This window comes from Pseudomonas putida (assembly GCF_028682635.1).
Classification (GTDB): domain Bacteria; phylum Pseudomonadota; class Gammaproteobacteria; order Pseudomonadales; family Pseudomonadaceae; genus Aquipseudomonas; species Aquipseudomonas putida_AE.
The window spans coordinates 11,724-28,683 of sequence record NZ_JANHLK010000037.1; the positions used below are offsets into that span (position 1 = coordinate 11,724).

Sequence of the window (16,960 nt, forward strand, 5' to 3'; positions counted from 1 at the left end):
ACAATGATTAGAGGTGGACGCCTCCCATCATCTGAATTTTGACGTCAATAATCCATTACTCGCATTTACCTCACCTCACAATCCTAAAAGCCGTAAAAATCGTAAAAAAAGCACCTAACATCGAACATTAAATCAAAAATTGACGCCAACTATCCCTACTCAAACCAACGCGCAATGTAAGAAGCACAACTTATTTTCAGCGAAGTCACCTATCTAGCCGCTTGACACAATTTTGACATATAGCTAAAATCGCTGGTTTGATTGACACTGCACTGAAAAACGCGTGACCAGCATAAATCTGACGACTTGTGCTGCTACAAATTTAGTGATTGCATAATGACATCATGGAGCGTTGTAATCTTGGACGACACATTAGTATCGAAACTCGCGAGCGTTTCTAAAGACGCTGTCTTGATGAGCCCTGTAAAGTTGTATGGCGCGGTTACAGTCAACGCCAAAGCGCAAATCGGCAAATATACATATCTTGGTCGCGATGGTTATGTCGGAAAGGGCGCCATTATTGGAAACTATTGCTCCATTGCACGCAACGTGGATATCAGCCCTATTAATCATCCGACAGATTATCTGAGTTGCCATCCCTTCCAATACAATACAAATCATTTTACTGATGTTGAAGGATATCAGACACATCAACGAGTTAACGGTCCTACTTCCAATCCAGCGGTGATTGGTCACGATGTCTGGATTGGCGCAGGCGCGATGATTTGTCAAGGAGTTACAGTAGGTACCGGAGCAGTGATCGCTGGCGGTGCCGTGGTTACAAAGGATGTTCCCCCTTACGCTATCGTTGGCGGCATTCCCGCTCAAATCATTCGCCACAGATTTGACGACGAAACCATTGAAAGACTCCTGGCCAGCCAATGGTGGGAACTCGAACCGCAGGACATGACAGGCGTTGACTTCGCAGACGTATCTGAAGCGCTTGACAAGATCAATGCCATCAAACTGCATATGGGACTGAAAAATCGTACGGCCTTGTCCGGCACAGTTACCAACGCAGCAAGCGGCACCAACTCTGGCATCGTATGGTTTACCACGCCTACCGCCCATGCTGACATGAATGCCTTGGATCGCTTCACATCCATTGAAGTAGTCGCTCATGAGACAGGCCCACACGACAACTCTCCACTCGTGGCACCAGGGATTTATCCAATTCTAAGTTCCTCGTTCGACGCCAAGCGCGGCTGGTATCGACTGGTATTCACGGTAGATGGCGCACCTTACAAAGGTAAGCTTTTCAAGAAAAAATTCAGCTTCAAGCTCGGTACAGCTCAACCTCGGGCAAATGCCTGACAACGCGCTCATAGACAACTGTGAAGCCCTCTCGCACTAGATGGGCTTTACGGTTTGCACAAGCGACAAGCCGGAAAATCGACGTCCAATCAGATCTAACGCAGCGTACACCAGCCACCCGCTATCGGGTCTGAGCTGAACCCCAAGCTCGACTTTCATACAGCGCAAGCATTCAAAAATAGGGATATTTCATGAGAACCATCATCACCTTCGGCACTTTCGACGTCCTTCACATTGGCCACGTCAAAATCCTGCAACGTGCCCGCGCACAGGGTGACAGACTGGTGGTAGGTGTCTCGTCCGACGCGCTGAACTTCTCGAAGAAGCAACGTAACCCGGTTTATCCGGAAACCGAGCGTCGCGACATCATCGCGTCACTTGCCTGCGTTGACGAAGTATTCATTGAGGAATCGCTTGAACTCAAAGGTCAATACATCCAGGAATTCGGCGCCGACGCACTGGTCATGGGTAACGACTGGGAAGGCCGTTTTGATGAGTTCAAGTCGTTGTGCGAAGTCATTTATCTTCCTCGCACCGAAGGCATTTCCACTACCCAACTGATTGCAGAGATCAAAAAGTATGGGTAATACACCCAGGATAGGTTTTGTTGGATGGAACCCTTTTCAGTTCCTCCATATACAAAAGTTAGCCAGCACTTTTCCTGGTGCCTGCTTCGTGATTGAAAAGCGCCAGGACTTCATTTCCGAGTTCAGCGATGACATCCTGAAGAATCCCGGCACCCCGATCATGGTGTGGGACCGCGCGCAAATGGCCAATCTTGATGGCGTCTTCGACATCATCGTGTGCCAGACACCCTTCTCTCGCATTGAAGCTTTCGAAAAGTCGAAAATAGCCATGATCCAATATGGTTATGCCAAGGAACCCCATAATTATGGCCCGTGGCGTGCTTTTGCAGACCTGTGCCTGACTTATGGCCCTTATGCTTCGGAAAGGATCGACTACTTCAGCCCGACCGCTTCCGTTGGAAATCCGCGTTACGATGACTGGCACTCCGACGCTTTTCACGAGGCAGCCAAAAGCAAGCATGCCGCCAAATTGAATCCGAATCGCAAAACGGTACTGTATCTGCCGACCTGGGGCGATCTATCCAGCGTCGATCAGTATGTGAACGCGATTTACGATCTGGCGGAAAACTTCAACGTTCTGATGAAAATGCACCACAACACAGAGCTTCTTGAAAGTGCTCGCAAAGATAAAATGGACATGGGCGCAATTTGTCACTTCGGTGCGAATGATGACCTGCTGGAGCTACTGTCCATAAGCGACGTGGTCATCTCGGATTACAGCGGCGCCATCTTTGATGCCATGTACTGCAGAAAGCCCATCGCACTGCTCGACACAGACCTGGCTGAGCAGATGGGTGGCAAGAAAATCGACGAGTACAGCCTGGAATATTCTCGACGCAGCGAACTGGGCCTGTCGATTAAAACTCCGGTAGCCCTGGCTGATGGAATCGCCGAACTGGCTGACAATTCGCAAAAATATGTCGACTTGTATGAGCCTCTGCGAAGCTCTCTGTTTACCGACACCAAAGACTCGTTAAGCCTGGCCCATGAAGCGCTGGTAAAGCTGTGGAAAGGGGAGTTTGTGCCGAACCAGCCTCAGTCTTACGTACGCAAAGAATTGAAAGAGTATTACAAGACGAAGCGTCAGCTGGCAATTGCCAAGAAAAAGCAGAGCGTAAAAAAATAATGCTATCCATCCAGCGACACATCATTGTAAAAGCGATTTTTCTGCTTTCTAAATTTGGTGCACATCGCGCAAGCCTGGCTTGTACAGATAGACTGCTGCGGCTGAATGTATCACTAGGTCAGCTGCGCCAGGCCGTTAGTGCCGCCAATGCCCATAATAACCATGAGTCAGCACTACGCTACTCAAATTACGCAATTGAAAAATACCCATCAAATTCTTTCGGCTACATTGAGGCGGCCAAGATCCTTGCTGCGCGAGGCGCCAAGGAAGAAGCCGTTGAGACGCTGCTACGGGCCCCATCCTGCAGTCAAGTGTCGGAAGTCCTGGCTCTTTTTCGTCCGGCCAAATCACCACAACAAAAACCGACACTCTCCAAGCCAAAGGCCAAACCACTGGTATCAAGCAGCGAGCTTGAGCAGGCTTTCCTGATGGCGGGCAACGACTCTTCCTGGCTTAACATTATCGTTGACCAGGCACACCAGGCGATCAAGACCGACCCGAGCAATCTGACAAACTTCAACATCCTGGCACGCGTTTACAGTCAGCTGGATCAACACCATAAGGTCATCGAAACTATTAATTCGTTTCCGGTAGAAATCTCATCACTACTGAACTACCGCCTGATGCTATCAAAAGCCTATCAGACGACTCGCAACCAGGAGGCTGCGCTCGAGGTTCTGCTGGCCGCACAAGTTGATTTTCCATCCGAACGCAAACTGCTCATGCGGATCAGTGATATGTTGCGCGATGATGCTCAGGTTGCCAGAGCCTACTCTTACCTCTGTGCGGCTCAGGCTTGCTACCCTGTATTTGGCTCCGTAAAGCGCCTGTCCTTTGAGATTGATAATGCGCTGTACAATGACGCGCGCAACACCTTATTGCATATCTTGAACTTTCCGCGCGAGACGCTGATGAAGTTCATGCCAATGATCAATCGCGCAACGCCGTTCTTCCCGGACTTGCATGAAAAGACTCAAACCGCACGCAATCAGGCACGTGAACTTATCGCATCCGAAAAGGGTAAAAAAGGCATCAATCCGGACGATCAAGTCAAAGTCGCCGTGAAGTGTCGCTGGCTTCACGAAGCGCAGCAAATCATCAACCGGAACAGAACCGGTACTCAGCCTGTATCGGAAGATAACCAGCGCTGGCTGGAAACCGTCATTCGCAATCTTGGTAAAGCCCGCGCGTTAGTAGAAGTCGCCAGCGCCAATGAGATTTCATCTCACCTTTGCGGATTGCGTAATGGAGCGATCGTAGACATTGACCTCAATCATGTCGATCTGTCTAAAACCGTGGAGGTTTTCATCCCTACGGTATTTTTTGCAGCCCCCAATGAAGAAAAACCCAGCTATGCCACCGTTCGCGAGTTTCTTTCGAACGTGTACAGCTATTTGATTGATCGTAGCGATCTGATACTGGTGCCTAGACATCAATGGAACTGGAGGAACTGCGATCCACGAATTCCAGGTGCACGCGTCGTCAGTTACCACACCAATGCCCCACTGAACAGTAACCACCTGCACATCCAGGAAGTCCCCTTGGCTGGCCGCTGCAGCATGGATCACCAAGGTTTTGCAGGGTATTCCTCGCTTGCTACCATTCATGAGCCGATTGAACGCTCTAGCGAAAATTTCTCCTGCGAAGCATTAGCAGAGAATGAACGCGAACTGCGTGATACTTACATTCATAACAATATCTCCAAGTATTCGCAAAAAGCAGAACGTATTACATTCCAGGATGACTACGTCTTCGTCGCACTGCAAATACCAACTGACACTGTAGCTGCCCTGGCAGAAATTACCGGCATCGAACTGGTCCGCACTGTTGCAGAGCACTACTTCGGCAGCTCGACTAAAGTCCGCGTCAAGCGTCACCCCTACTGCAACAGCATGTCCGTGCAAAAAACACTAAATTCGCTTACCGCCTCCGGCGCTATCGAGATGTCCGATGCCTCGGTACATGACCTGATTGCCGGTGCAAAAGCAGTTTTTACTGTGAACTCCGGTGTGGGTCTGGAAGCATTACTACATGGTCGACCTGTGATTGTGACGGGCGAGTGCGACTATTCGTATGCAGTTCACGCCTATCCGCGCACTGTTAGCGAACTTCAAACCCGCCTCGATGAAGAATTTGTTTTTGATCAACAACGCACACAGAAACTTCTGCATTACTACGTAAATTCGTATTCGATGGCAGCAAATGACGATGTCGCAATTCAAAAAAGACTTGCGACATGGCTTAATGAATAACGACACTCAACACGTAACTGGATAAGAAAAGCGGATGATGCCACTACGCACCTATCGCGATGCGGCATCGACAAAACGCGCTTTTCATTATTTACAAAGAGGACTTGTAGACATGATTAAAATCACTCCCAACATTGAATGCTCTAACACCAAACCTTTCGTCCTCTTTGGCGGCGTCAATGTCCTCGAATCCTTGGACCTGGCCCTGACTGCCTGCGCCGAATACGTGCGCGTGACCGACAAGCTGGGCATTCCTTACGTCTTCAAGGCCAGCTTCGACAAAGCCAACCGTTCGTCCATCCACTCCTATCGTGGCCCAGGCATGGAAGAAGGTCTGCGGATCTTCGAAAAAGTAAAAGCTGAATTCGGCGTGCCGGTGATTACCGATGTCCACGAGATTTATCAGTGCGCGCCTGTCGCCGAAGTGGTCGATGTCCTGCAGCTGCCTGCGTTCCTGGCTCGCCAGACTGACCTAGTGATGGCTCTCGCCAAAACCGGCAAGCCAGTGAACATCAAGAAACCCCAGTTTCTGAGCCCATCTCAAGTGCAGAACATCGTGCACAAGTTCAAGGAAGCCGGTAACGACCAGTTGATCCTGTGCGATCGCGGCACATGCCTGGGTTACGACAACCTGGTAGTAGACATGCTGGGCTTCGGCGTGATGAAGCGTACCTGCGCGAATCTGCCGATCATTTTCGACGTAACCCACGCCCTGCAACAGCGTGATCCGTCGGGCGCTGCATCGGGCGGTCGCCGTGAGCAGGTCGTTGAACTGGCACGCGCCGGTATGGGCGTTGGCCTGGCTGGCCTGTTCCTGGAAGCTCACCCGAACCCGGATCAAGCCAAGTGCGATGGCCCAAGCGCCCTGCCGCTGGATCAACTGGAGCCGTTCCTGGCGCAGATCAAGGCACTGGATGACTTGGTCAAATCGTTCCCGCCATTGAACATTGCGTGAAGCCAAGTCTGTTGAAACAAGGATTGTGAACATGGCAAGTACAGAACAACGGGTCGCGATTGTCATTCCGGCTCGCTACGGCTCGACTCGCCTGCCGGGCAAGCCGCTGGCTGATATTGCCGGCAAGCCGATGGTGCAACACGTTTATGAACGCGCCCTGCAAGTTGCCAATGCCCATGTGGTGGTGATCGCCACTGACGACGAGCGCGTTGCAAAAGCAGTGCGGGCGTTCGGTGGTGAGTGCGTCATGACCTCGCCGGATCACCCCTCCGGCACCGACCGCCTGGCCGAAGTCATGGCGCAGATCGACGCCGACATCTACATCAACCTGCAGGGTGATGAGCCACTGGTGCGTCCGGCGGACATCGAAGCGCTGGCTGCGGGCATGCTCGCTGATGCGAGCGTGAAGGTTGGCACTTTGTGCCACCCGATCGAAGCGCACGAAGCTGGCAACCCCAACACCGTGAAGGTGGTGCTGGCCAATAACGGTAACGCGCTGTACTTCAGCCGTTCGCCGATCCCCTACCCTCGGGATGGCGAAGTCGCTCACTACCTCAAGCATGTCGGTGTCTATGGCTATCGTCGTGACGTGCTGGCCGATTACAGCAGCCTGCCACAGCCGATGCTTGAGCACGCGGAGAAACTCGAGCAACTGAGGCTGATGGCCGCGGGTTACTGCATTCGGGCCTACCAGGTCGAACCGACTGGCCCGGGCGTGGACACCCCAGAATGCCTGGAGCAGGTGCGGGCGTTGATGAGCGGCCAGGCCCCTGCCCCTCGGCCGACCCTTAACGACATTCGCTTGGTGATCACCGATGTGGATGGCGTACTCACCGACGGCGGCATCTATTACGATGCTACCGGCGAATGCCTGAAGCGCTTCCATGTGCGTGATGGCATGGGCATGCGGCTGCTGGAAGAAAATGGTGTGCGGGTGGCAGTGTTGTCCGGGCGTGATTCGGCAACGTTGCGCAAGCGTGTGGCCGACTTGGGTATTACTCTTTGCCAGTTCGGCGTGAAGGACAAGCAGGCGGCCTGCAACCAGTTGATGGCGGAAGCCGGTGTCAGCGCTGAGCAAACGGCGTGCATTGGTGACGATTGCATTGACCTGCCGGCCTTTGCAGCGTGTGCCCTGTCCTTTGCCGTGGCGGATGCGCCGGCGTATGTGAAAGCGGCGGCCACTCATATGCTGAATGCAGCGGGCGGTACCGGTGCGTTCCGTGAAGTGGCGGACAGTATTCTGTTTGCTCAGGGCAAGGATGCGGTACTGGGCACTGCGGCGGGTTATGCGCAGGTGATGGCGAAGATGGCGCAGTAAGCCGACGAGTCGTTCATCGAAGAGAGAAACGGGGCCAATGTTGGGCCCGTTTCTCTCTTCGATGAACGATATTTGACCGATCTTTTTCACGAGCAGTCATGACTTCTCCAGGCACAAAAAACACGTGCGCGGCGAGCTAGATGCTGAATTTAAATATTGGACGACCACGATATGTTCGCTACCCACAAAGGGGCATTTTGCTAATCTTAATTTTATGGCTTGGTCATCTCCCGGCGGTAGCAGGCGCCGCTCCAGAGACGTGCCGTAGTAGGGTGACTAAAAAAGCATGGCTCTATGGCAAATCGGAAGCTACGTCACGACAGTTCATTAAATTCTATTTGCACATCAGCGACAAAAAAGTTAATTAAGGATCCGCATTACGAACCCTTAAGCTAATTAATGACAATCAAGCAAGAACAAACTTAACCGCCCCACCGGCAACCACACCCTTGTAAGTAGATCCATTCCTCATAAGCCTAAACCTAAATACTTCTTTCGGCGCATCAAAAACCATTTCGTCAACTTCGTATATATTAGAAGCCAGATCGGTTGACTCACCCAAAAACTTTCTATCAGCGGAAACTCCAATGATCGCCGCCACCTTTGCTTGCTTATAAAAATCTACAACTTTTGGATCGTTTGTAGCAGGAAGATAAATCCAGCCAAATTTGCTTGCAGCGGTATTGTGGATTGTTGGCCCGTTCGGGACCGCATAATCCAGCCGGTTAGAGCCCGTACTTTCTAGCCGCTCGAAGAGTTCAAGCCATAGCCTTGTGATGGACTCGTTAGAGAATCGCTGCACATTTGCCTTCCCCTTTGCCCCCATGGAAATTACTAAATCTTTTTGATTGAGCAGCAATGTTGTTTTCTCAACGAACTCCTTCTCTGATTCAACAATAAAACCATCCTCTCCATTGGTTACGATCTCCCTAGGGCCGTAGTTGGTGTTAATGGATACCAAGGGGGTACCGTACGCGAGAGATTCTGCAAAGCTGACACCAAATCCTTCAGTAGCAGACATGGCGAGGCTTACGCTTGCGCGCCTGAAAATACTGGAAACGTCTGTGGCGAAACCCATCAATTTTATGGATTCTTGCATTCCGAGGCAATTGATCTCATTTTTCAATTCTTCTTCCTGCTCGCCCGACCCCCAAATTTCTAGGCATGCGTCTTGCTTTTTTTCCACAACCTTCGCAAAGGCACGAATTATGTTTTTAATCCGTTTGACTGAGTGAAGTCTCGCAACAACCACAGCTAAATTTTCTTCGCGAGCAACATCCTCGCCACCTGAATCGACGCTTACAGGATTGCCAATGGCTGTATATCGGTCGAAGGGGAATTGCTCGTTTAGATCCTTCAACTGAGCCTCAGTCAGAACCACAAGGCTGTCACAGTGTGGTATGCCACGAATAACACCATCATATTTTGGCGCAACAGAAGAGCCTACAGTGTGCGGCCTCATCAGATGATTACTGTGCATCATTAAGATTCTATAAGTTCGATCAGAGTCAACCATACAAACGGTATCTGCGCTTTGAATAGCATCAGCAATCAAAAAAGAAGGGAGGCATTCCTCAGAGAGCAACTTCAACCAGTACGCATGAGCAGATTCGAGCGAGTTAAACTTCAGAACCGGCTTCCCAGGACAAAGTATAGTTACCATGGCGACCGTATCATCCCCATTATAGAACTCTTCAAGAAACACATAATCAGTAGCGGTCAGATACCTAACAACCTTAACTCCAAGGTTATTTATATAGTCCACTCGCTTCTTTACCTTAACTTTCAAGTGCTCGAGGGTGCTTTGCGTCTTTTCTTCGATCTGAAATTTAGCGACTTCAGCTTTATGAGCAAACCACCTTTGAAAGTTAACAATATTTGTTTCGCTAGAAATTCGACCCTGAGCCACAAGGTTTTCGTAGGTCCTGTCAAGCTTGTCATCATTCAAAAACAGCGCGATTCGCGACAAGGTCCTTGTACTGGCTAAGGCCTGGGTTCTTGCCAGCGAAACTCGTGTAACCCCGCCGCCTTGCTCAAAAAGGTTATACATAACAGAAATGACTTGCTTCAACACGGAGTCGCGCCCTTCTTCAGGTTGGCGGTATTTTTCCCAATTGTTGCATGAAGTGCCTCATTGGGCCAGACGAGATAGTCAGTTACAGCACCAACGCCAAAAATCGCAAAATTTCGGGCTATTCGTTCTTGTCACGCTGCAGCCTTAGGTACGGGATTTTCCTACAGAATATCCTTACTGATTGACCCACGCGTCTAGAGAACACCTAGCGGATGACGTCAGCTACCTGGCAAACAACTGGAACAAACTTGAACGGTACGCCGAAGAAGGCCACTTGCGCATCGACAATAATGCCGCCAAATGCGTAGTACCGCCATTCCTTATCGGAAGAAAAAACTGGCTGTTTAGCGAAGCGCCAAAAGGGCAACGGCAAGTGGTCAACTTTATAGCCTGCTCGAGGCCGCCAATGCCAACGATTAAAATGCGAATCCTTGTTGCCGCGGAACTGCTCGCCGCTAACACCTAGCTGAGCGCGCTGCCTATCCTGAAGTGAGTAGGCATATGACTGCTTACTTTGAACTAATGAAGGTATAGCGCTCCCACGCCGTTGGGTAAGAGCATCATGATGACGAAGGCGCCCTTGCGGGCGCTTTCGTTGAGAAGCTGGGCCCCCTACTGAGATCGTCGGGGATCGCATGGGACCTCAAGAGCTGGCGGAGTCCGTAGGTGGCAGTATCAGTCGAAGATCTCGACGATACCCACGACAACGTTGTCGCTGTTGGTGACAGCCAGGGCACGAATCTTGTTGTCAAGCATGTAGGTTTCCGCTTCGGAAAGCTGCGCATCATCCTTAATGGTGTGCGGGTTGGCGGTCATGAAGTGGGCAACGGTGGTGTGGATCACACCTTCGTCTTCGAGCAGTGCGCGACGCAAGTCGCCGTCGGTAACTATACCGACAAGGACGCCCTCTTCCATGACCACGGTCAGGCCCATGCGGCTTTGAGTCATCACCAGCAGGCAATCGTGGAAGCTGGTGGCCGGGGTGACGATGGGTGCCGGGGAGTGCATGACGTCGCTGACGCGAGTCAGCAGTTTACGACCCAGGCTGCCCCCGGGGTGGTAGCGGGCGAAGTCCATCGGCTTGAATTGAATGGCTTCGATCAAAGCTACGGCCAAGGCATCACCCATGGCCATGGTCGCCAGGGTGGAAGTAGTCGGTGCCAGGTTGTTTGGGCACACTTCTCGCTCGACGGAGATGTCCAGCCAGATGTCCGCGTGCTTGGCCAGGGTCGACTTTCCGTTGCCGGTCATGGCGATGATTTTGTTGCCGAAGGATTTCAGGCTCGGAATCAGCTTGATGAGTTCTTCTGTCTCGCCGCTGTAGCTGATCAGGATCAGCACGTCAATCGGCTTGAGCATGCCCAGGTCGCCGTGGAAGGCTTCAGCCGGGTGCAGGAAGAAACTCGGGGTACCGGTAGAGGCGAAGGTCGCGACCATCTTTTGCCCGATCAGGCCGGATTTGCCCATGCCGCACACGACGGTGCGACCTTTGCAACCGAGGATCAGCTCGACTGCACGCTGGAATTCGCCATCCAGGCGCTCCGCCAGCTGACTGATTGCTTGCGCCTGCGCATAGAGCGCTTCTTTGGCAATTGGAAGGTGATTCATGGGGACCTTATCGCTCCTTGATTTTGAAGGCGCGTATGGTAACGGCTCAATGTCAGGGAGGGAACGAGGAAGTCCCTCAGTCTGTAGGAAATTTCCCAAATCAGGCGCGTTGCGCGCCACATAATTGGCAATCAGTGGACGGAATCCGTACTATCGCGCCCCTTCTGGTCAACTGTTACGGAAAGTGGGCAAGGATTGCGACGCCTTCACTTATGTGTCAGGCAGAAAATGGATTATTGCTTACAGTTGGAACGCATGGGTACCGAATCGAATAGCACAACACTCGCCAGCAGCAGGAATACCTTCTGGTTAAGTCGCTCCACGCTGGAAAAACGCTTGAGCTTTTCCCTGCCTGTTTACCAAGCTGATGATTTCAGCATCGTCACCACCGACCTGGCATCCAATGCATCGTTCGTGAATTACGTTCGCCATCACCGGCTGACGCATCTCGCTACCGGGGCCACGGTGGATGTGATCGAGAAATCGATTCGCAAAATTCTCTTTATCACCAGCCTCGAGTCGCGCTTCTATCGGGAGCGCTACGTACTGAGCGAAAGCGTTCACTTCAAGCATCCAACGTGCCTGGGCGTGATTGAGACGCCGTGGGAAAGTCTAATATTTACCAGCTACATACAGGGCCGCCCGCCCCGCATGTCGTCTATCGCAAAGACCGTGGCACCGGGCATTGCCGAGATCGAAGCACTGTCCAGTCTTCATCTGAACCTTGCTTCCTCGTGGCAGGCACCCAAGTTTTGGACCATGGATTTCTTTCGGCCCTGGTATATGCTGCGGTCGCGCTTCAATTACGAGCGCTATTTGCATTCCCTTGAAGAACTGGCCCGAGACGATGACCGTTTTGCCGACCTGCCCCGCCGACTTCGCGCGTTGCGGCCAATATTGCGCCGTGAGGCCAATGGGGCAAAAAGGGGTCAGCGCTGTTTTTGCCACATGGATTATTTGCGCAAGAACTTTTTCCTGTCGCCTCAGGGTCTACAAATGATCGACTGGAGCGAGTTCAAGGTTGGGCGTGTCGGATTTGACGGTGGCTCCTATCTCAGCGCGGTGTTTAGACGCAGTGACATGGAACGCTTTATGACAGTGCGCGAGGAGTTCCTCGCGACCTATCTAGAGGTACTGGACACTCGATTCGACCAGCAGCAGGCATTGCGCAACCTCAATTATTTTTTCCTGCAGAATTCCCTTTGGCATTTCCTACGCCCCAAAACGATTGCTGACTATCAGCGACGGGGCAAGTTGGATCTGTTGCATGAGAAGTATGAATATTTGTTGGCGATGCCAGTGACATCGGGCCGTTAGGCGATTCGGTACGCACGCTCTAGGTTCCACGTTCGTCGTTTGACGTGAAGACGCCTCCGCTGGCAAGCCCGCTCATACAAGGTAGGAAATTGATTTTCTGCGGTTGTCAATCGCGCTGTGAGTGCCACGAATGCCGCTCATCGGGCGGATGGTTAGCGGGCCTGCAGGCGTTGAGCGCAATTTCAATCTATGTACAAAAGCGATCAGAAATTACCTACATTTTTGTGAATGCCACCCTCCATTTGTATTATCATTCGCGCCAAATTTCATTGAGCATTTCCTGCAGGCACACGCAATGATGCATGCCTGACTGATGAGTGCGCCCGATATGGATATCCGCTGTTTTTTATGGACTATACCGCTCCACCGCGTCGCTCTTTGCTGATTTTGTCCAAAGGTGCACAACAGATCCCTACCCTCCCCGCCTTGCTGCCCGAGTATCGGCTGCTGTGTGGAACGGTCGGCGACATTGCCCGGGCCGATGACGTGTTGGCGTGGGGACGCAAACCCAGCGCGCTACGTGCAAAGGCGGCTGCCGACGCTGCCGGGTTGCCGCTGATTACGGTCGAAGACGGTTTTTTGCGCTCGGTGGGCCTGGGTGCTGAAGATCCGCCGCTGTCGCTGATCGTCGATCCGCTGGGCATCTACTACGACGCCAGCGGTCCTTCTCGTCTCGAACAATTGATTCCGCTGCCGCTGACCCAGGCACAGGTGCTGCGTGCCCGCTCCTTGCAGGCGGGCTGGTGCGAAGAGCGTGTGTCGAAGTATAACGGGGCGCGGATCGAGGCCTGTGTATTGCCGCAGCCATGCGTGCTGGTCGCTGATCAGACCCACGGCGATGCCTCGTTGCAAGGTGCCAGCGCCGCCGATTTCCAGCGCATGCTCGACGCCGCGCTGACCCGCCACCCGCAGAGTACGGTGATGGTCAAGGTCCATCCGGACGTGGTGGCCGGGCGCAAGCAGGGGCACTTCGACCTTGCGGCGTTGCGCAAGCAGCCACGGGTGCAGGTGATCAGCGATAACGTGCACCCCGCTGAGCTGCTCTCAGCCGTCCAGGCGGTGTATGTGATGACCTCGCAATTGGGCTTCGACGCCCTGTTGTGGAACGTGCCGGTGCACACTTTTGGCATGCCGTTCTATGCCGGCTGGGGTTTGACCCTTGATGCGCTGCCCGCCCCTGAGCGACGCCGACCAGTCAGTCTTGAGCAATTGCTGCATGCCGCGCTGGTGGAATACCCGCGTTACGTCGACCCGGAGACAGGCACGCCGTGCCAGGTCGAGACGGTGCTGGCGTGGCTGGGTCTGCAGCGACGGATGCGCAGTCGCTTGCCGCAAAGCCTGCACATGGTCGGGTTCAGCAAGTGGAAACATCCGTTGGTGGAGGACTTCTTCAACGGATCACTCACTCAGTTTGCTCCACTGCCCGCAGACTCGAATGCGGACGTGGTGACCTGGGGCTGTCAGCATGACCTGGCAATTGCCCAACAGAACAACGTCAGCCACCTCGGCCGCGTCGAAGACGGCTTCCTGCGCTCCGTCGGCCTCGGCGCGAAAAAAACCCGCCCGTTGTCCTGGGTGTTCGACGACCTGGGTATCTACTACGACGCCACCCGTCCTTCCCGTCTGGAACACATCTTGCAAAACGAGCCGTGTGAACCGGGCTTGTTGCAGCGCGCAGCGGCCTTGCGCGAAGCGATCTGCGTGGCCGGCGTGACCAAGTACAACCTGCCCGGCACCCCGTGGAAACGCCCCGCCGGGGTCGAACGGGTGATTCTGGTGCCGGGCCAGGTGGAGTCCGACGCGTCGATTCGTTATGGCGCGCACCGGATCCGCCGCAATCTGGATTTGCTCAAGGCGGTGCGCAAGCGTCATCCGCTGGCGTGGCTGTTGTACAAGCCGCACCCCGAAGTACTGGCCGGCACCCGCGAGGCCGGCGAAGACGAAGAACGCACCAGCGACTGGTGCAACCAGGTGGTGGGCGATGTGCCTTTCCACTCACTGTTGTCCGAGGTCGACGAGGTGCATGTGCTGACTTCGCAATCGGGATTCGAAGCTTTGTTGCGCGGCGTGCCGGTGACCACTTACGGCCAGCCGTTTTATGCCGGTTGGGGGTTGACCGTGGATCGCGACCTGAGCCCGGACGTCCAGGCGCGCCGCACCCGGCGCCTGAGCCTGGATGAGCTGGTGGCCGCGACCCTGATCCGCTACCCGACTTATGTCAGCCGCATCACCCGAAAATTTACCACTCCTGAACGTACGTTAATCGAGATCCAGAACTGGGATGAAGTACCAACGCAAGGAAGAACTCCAACATGGCGAGAGATGATTCAGCGTTTGCTCCTTACGGTTTTGAAACCACGCCTCAGGAAATCCTAGTTCCCCGTCAGCGCTCCCTGCGCCCGGTGCCGGCCAAACCGCGCAACTCGTTCCTGTTTTTGCAGGGCGTCAGTTCGCCGTTTTTCGCGCGACTGGCCCAAGCCCTGCGCAACGAAGGACAACGGGTCAAGTCCGTCAGTTTCAACATGGGCGATACCCTGTACAGCAGCGGTGCGCTGGAGTTTTATTCGGCGCGCCCCGAGCAGCTGGCGGATTTCTATAGCCACTGCTTCAAGACGGAGAACATCACTGATGTTGTGCTGTTCGGCGATTGCCGTCCGGTGCATCAACCGGCGGTGGAGCTGGCCAGGTCGCTGGGCATTCGCGTGCACGTGTTCGAGGAAGGTTACTTCCGCCCCTACTGGATCACCCTTGAGCGCAACGGCGTGAACAATCACTCGCTGCTGCCCCGGGATCCGGAGTGGTATCGGGAGGTGGGCAAGTACATCCCGCGTTATCACAACGGCAATGCATTTCGCCTGTCCTTTGCCTCCCGGGCCCTGCACGACGTGATGTATCACGTCGGCGGCGCGCTGAACAAAGTGGTGTTCCCCCATTACAAGACCCATGCGCCGTTCAACGCGGCGGTGGAGTATGCGGGATACATTCGCCAGGGCATTCGCCTTTTGAGTGCCAAGGGCCGCGACTCCGAGGTGATCAGTGAGGTGGCGCGCAACCGCCACCGCACCTTCCTGTTGCCCCTGCAACTGGACAGCGATGCGCAGATCCGCGACCACTCGCCGTTCCGGCACATGAAGGATGTGCTCAAACACGTGATGGGTTCGTTCGCCCGCCATGCCGGCAGCGATGCGCGGCTGGTGGTGAAGAACCATCCGCTGACCCCCGGCATCGTCAATTACCAGCGCATCACCCGGCGCATTGCCCACAAGCTGGGCATCGCCGACCGCGTGGACTTCATCGAAAGCGGGCACATGCCGACGCTGCTGTCCCATGTCGCCGGCGTGGTCACGGTCAACAGCACCGTGGGTGGCTCGTCGCTGATGCACAACGTGCCGACTATCGCCCTCAGCGACCCGATCTACAACCTCAAGGGGCTGACCCACCAGGGCGGCCTCGACGAATTCTGGAACCACCCGGAACCACCTGACTCCACGCTCTTTCAACGCTTCCGCAGCACGGTGATTCACACCACGCAGGTCAACGGCGGCTTCTATACCCGCTGTGGCATCGACATGGCGGTGAACAACTCCCTGGAAGTGTTGATGGCCAAAACCTCGAAAATCGAACAGTACCTATGACGCTGCACAAGTCTCCACGCTGCATTCTCATCACCGGTGCCACAGGCGGCATCGGCGGTGCCCTGGCGCCGGCCTATGCGGCGCCGGGAGTGACCCTGATCCTGCAAGGCCGGCGCCTGGATCGCCTGGAAGAAATGGCCGCGCAATGCCGCGCCCTTGGCGCCCGGGTGTTGCTGCAACCGCTCGACGTGCAGGACCTGAAGGCGTTGCGGCGCTGGATCGGCGAGATCAGCGTGAGCGAGGCACCGGACCTGATCATCGTCGGCGCCGGGGTCAACACCTCCACCGGCGACAATGGCGAGGGCGAAGTCTGGGAGTTGTCCCAGGCGCTGATCGAAATCAACGTGCTGGCGGCATTGGCCACGGTGCAGGCCGCGCTGCCGTTCATGCGTGCGCGCAAGTCCGGGCAGATCGCCCTGTTCAGTTCGCTGGCGGGCTGGCGCGGGCTCCCCGCGACCCCGAGCTACAGCGCCAGCAAGGCAGCGATCAAGGCCTACGGCGAAGCCATGCGCGACCTGGTGGCGGCGGACGGGGTGAAGATCAACGTGATCATGCCCGGCTACGTCGAATCGAAAATGTGCTTTGAAATGCCCGGGCCCAAACCCTTGCTCTGGGCCCCGGATAAAGCCGCGCGACGGATTCAGCGTGGCCTGGCGGCGAACCAGGCGCGGATCAGTTTTCCGTTCCCGCTGAACCTTGGATGCTGGGCCCTGGGGGTTATCCCGCCACGGCTGTCGTCGATCATTTTGCGGTGGCTGGATTACGGTGCCTGAT

At 54.4% G+C, this 16,960-nt stretch carries 12 protein-coding genes and 1 pseudogene; 11 read left to right on the top strand and 2 right to left on the bottom strand.

All coding sequences use genetic code 11. The annotated features are described in order from the left end of the window. Window positions 1-360: 360 nt before the first annotated feature. The 6 genes from NPS56_RS31450 (at window position 361) to kdsB (ending at window position 7,552) form a co-directional block, all read left to right on the top strand. Complete coding sequence (locus NPS56_RS31450; protein WP_274077691.1) at window positions 361-1,314, top strand: CatB-related O-acetyltransferase; 954 nt, start codon at window positions 361-363, stop codon at window positions 1,312-1,314. A 191-nt stretch (window positions 1,315-1,505) separates the two neighbouring features. Next, the gene (locus NPS56_RS28235; protein ID WP_274077692.1) at window positions 1,506-1,901 is read left to right on the top strand and encodes a pantoate--beta-alanine ligase; all 396 of its coding nucleotides are present in this window, start codon (window positions 1,506-1,508) and stop codon (window positions 1,899-1,901) included. A gap of 88 nt (window positions 1,902-1,989) precedes the next feature. Next, entirely contained in the window at window positions 1,990-3,027 is a 1,038-nt protein-coding gene (locus NPS56_RS28240; protein WP_274077693.1) for a CDP-glycerol glycerophosphotransferase family protein, read from the top strand. Continuing rightward, window positions 3,027-5,279, top strand: coding sequence for a capsule biosynthesis protein (locus NPS56_RS28245; protein WP_274077694.1), 2,253 nt, complete (start codon window positions 3,027-3,029; stop codon window positions 5,277-5,279). Before NPS56_RS28240 ends, NPS56_RS28245 begins: the two co-directional genes overlap by 1 nt. 112 nt (window positions 5,280-5,391) lie before the next feature. Then, window positions 5,392-6,234: a 3-deoxy-8-phosphooctulonate synthase gene (kdsA, locus tag NPS56_RS28250; RefSeq protein ID WP_274077695.1), complete on the top strand. Its 843-nt coding sequence runs from the start codon at window positions 5,392-5,394 to the stop codon at window positions 6,232-6,234. 31 nt (window positions 6,235-6,265) lie between these two features. Next, the gene (kdsB, locus tag NPS56_RS28255; RefSeq protein WP_274077696.1) at window positions 6,266-7,552 is read left to right on the top strand and encodes a 3-deoxy-manno-octulosonate cytidylyltransferase; all 1,287 of its coding nucleotides are present in this window, start codon (window positions 6,266-6,268) and stop codon (window positions 7,550-7,552) included. 406 nt (window positions 7,553-7,958) lie between these two features. Here kdsB and NPS56_RS28260 read toward each other — a convergent pair whose 3' ends face one another. Continuing rightward, window positions 7,959-9,626, bottom strand: coding sequence for a glycosyltransferase (locus NPS56_RS28260; protein ID WP_274077697.1), 1,668 nt, complete (start codon window positions 9,624-9,626; stop codon window positions 7,959-7,961). 214 nt (window positions 9,627-9,840) lie between these two features. Here NPS56_RS28260 and NPS56_RS28265 point away from each other — a divergent pair. Next, window positions 9,841-10,040, top strand: a pseudogene (locus tag NPS56_RS28265) (IS66 family transposase); the annotation flags it as partial. A 261-nt stretch (window positions 10,041-10,301) separates the two neighbouring features. Here NPS56_RS28265 and NPS56_RS28270 read toward each other — a convergent pair. After that, window positions 10,302-11,234 carry a KpsF/GutQ family sugar-phosphate isomerase gene (locus tag NPS56_RS28270; protein WP_274077698.1) on the bottom strand — a complete coding sequence of 311 codons (933 nt, stop codon included), beginning with the start codon at window positions 11,232-11,234 and terminating at the stop codon, window positions 10,302-10,304. 255 nt (window positions 11,235-11,489) lie between these two features. On the opposite strand from NPS56_RS28270, the gene NPS56_RS28275 reads away from it, so the two are divergent. The 4 genes from NPS56_RS28275 to NPS56_RS28290 all read left to right on the top strand — a co-directional run bounded on the left by NPS56_RS28275 (window position 11,490) and on the right by NPS56_RS28290 (window position 16,959). After that, on the top strand, window positions 11,490-12,551 hold the full coding sequence (locus tag NPS56_RS28275; RefSeq protein ID WP_274077699.1) for a phosphotransferase family protein: 1,062 nt from the start codon (window positions 11,490-11,492) through the stop codon (window positions 12,549-12,551). Window positions 12,552-12,899: 348 nt separating this feature from the next. Further along, a complete protein-coding gene (locus tag NPS56_RS28280) occupies window positions 12,900-14,927 on the top strand; it encodes a capsular polysaccharide biosynthesis protein (RefSeq protein WP_274077700.1) in 2,028 nt (675 codons plus the stop codon). Continuing rightward, on the top strand, window positions 14,864-16,186 hold the full coding sequence (locus tag NPS56_RS28285; RefSeq protein ID WP_274077701.1) for a capsule biosynthesis protein: 1,323 nt from the start codon (window positions 14,864-14,866) through the stop codon (window positions 16,184-16,186). The genes NPS56_RS28280 and NPS56_RS28285 overlap by 64 nt, the downstream gene beginning before the upstream one ends. Next, a complete protein-coding gene (locus NPS56_RS28290; RefSeq protein WP_274077702.1) occupies window positions 16,183-16,959 on the top strand; it encodes an SDR family NAD(P)-dependent oxidoreductase in 777 nt (258 codons plus the stop codon). Before NPS56_RS28285 ends, NPS56_RS28290 begins: the two co-directional genes overlap by 4 nt. Window position 16,960 lies beyond the last annotated feature (1 nt).

Excerpts from the sequence above, each read along its gene's own strand:
- NPS56_RS28235 (WP_274077692.1), top strand. The coding sequence starts at position 1,506 with ATGAGAACCATCATCACCTTCGGCACTTTCGACGTCCTTCACATTGGC.
- NPS56_RS28245 (WP_274077694.1), top strand. The coding sequence starts at position 3,027 with ATGCTATCCATCCAGCGACACATCATTGTAAAAGCGATTTTTCTGCTT.
- kdsA (WP_274077695.1), top strand. The coding sequence starts at position 5,392 with ATGATTAAAATCACTCCCAACATTGAATGCTCTAACACCAAACCTTTC.
- kdsB (WP_274077696.1), top strand. The coding sequence starts at position 6,266 with ATGGCAAGTACAGAACAACGGGTCGCGATTGTCATTCCGGCTCGCTAC.
- NPS56_RS28270 (WP_274077698.1), bottom strand. The coding sequence starts at position 11,234 with ATGAATCACCTTCCAATTGCCAAAGAAGCGCTCTATGCGCAGGCGCAA.
- NPS56_RS28275 (WP_274077699.1), top strand. The coding sequence starts at position 11,490 with ATGGGTACCGAATCGAATAGCACAACACTCGCCAGCAGCAGGAATACC.
- NPS56_RS28280 (WP_274077700.1), top strand. The coding sequence starts at position 12,900 with ATGGACTATACCGCTCCACCGCGTCGCTCTTTGCTGATTTTGTCCAAA.
- NPS56_RS28285 (WP_274077701.1), top strand. The coding sequence starts at position 14,864 with ATGGCGAGAGATGATTCAGCGTTTGCTCCTTACGGTTTTGAAACCACG.
- NPS56_RS28290 (WP_274077702.1), top strand. The coding sequence starts at position 16,183 with ATGACGCTGCACAAGTCTCCACGCTGCATTCTCATCACCGGTGCCACA.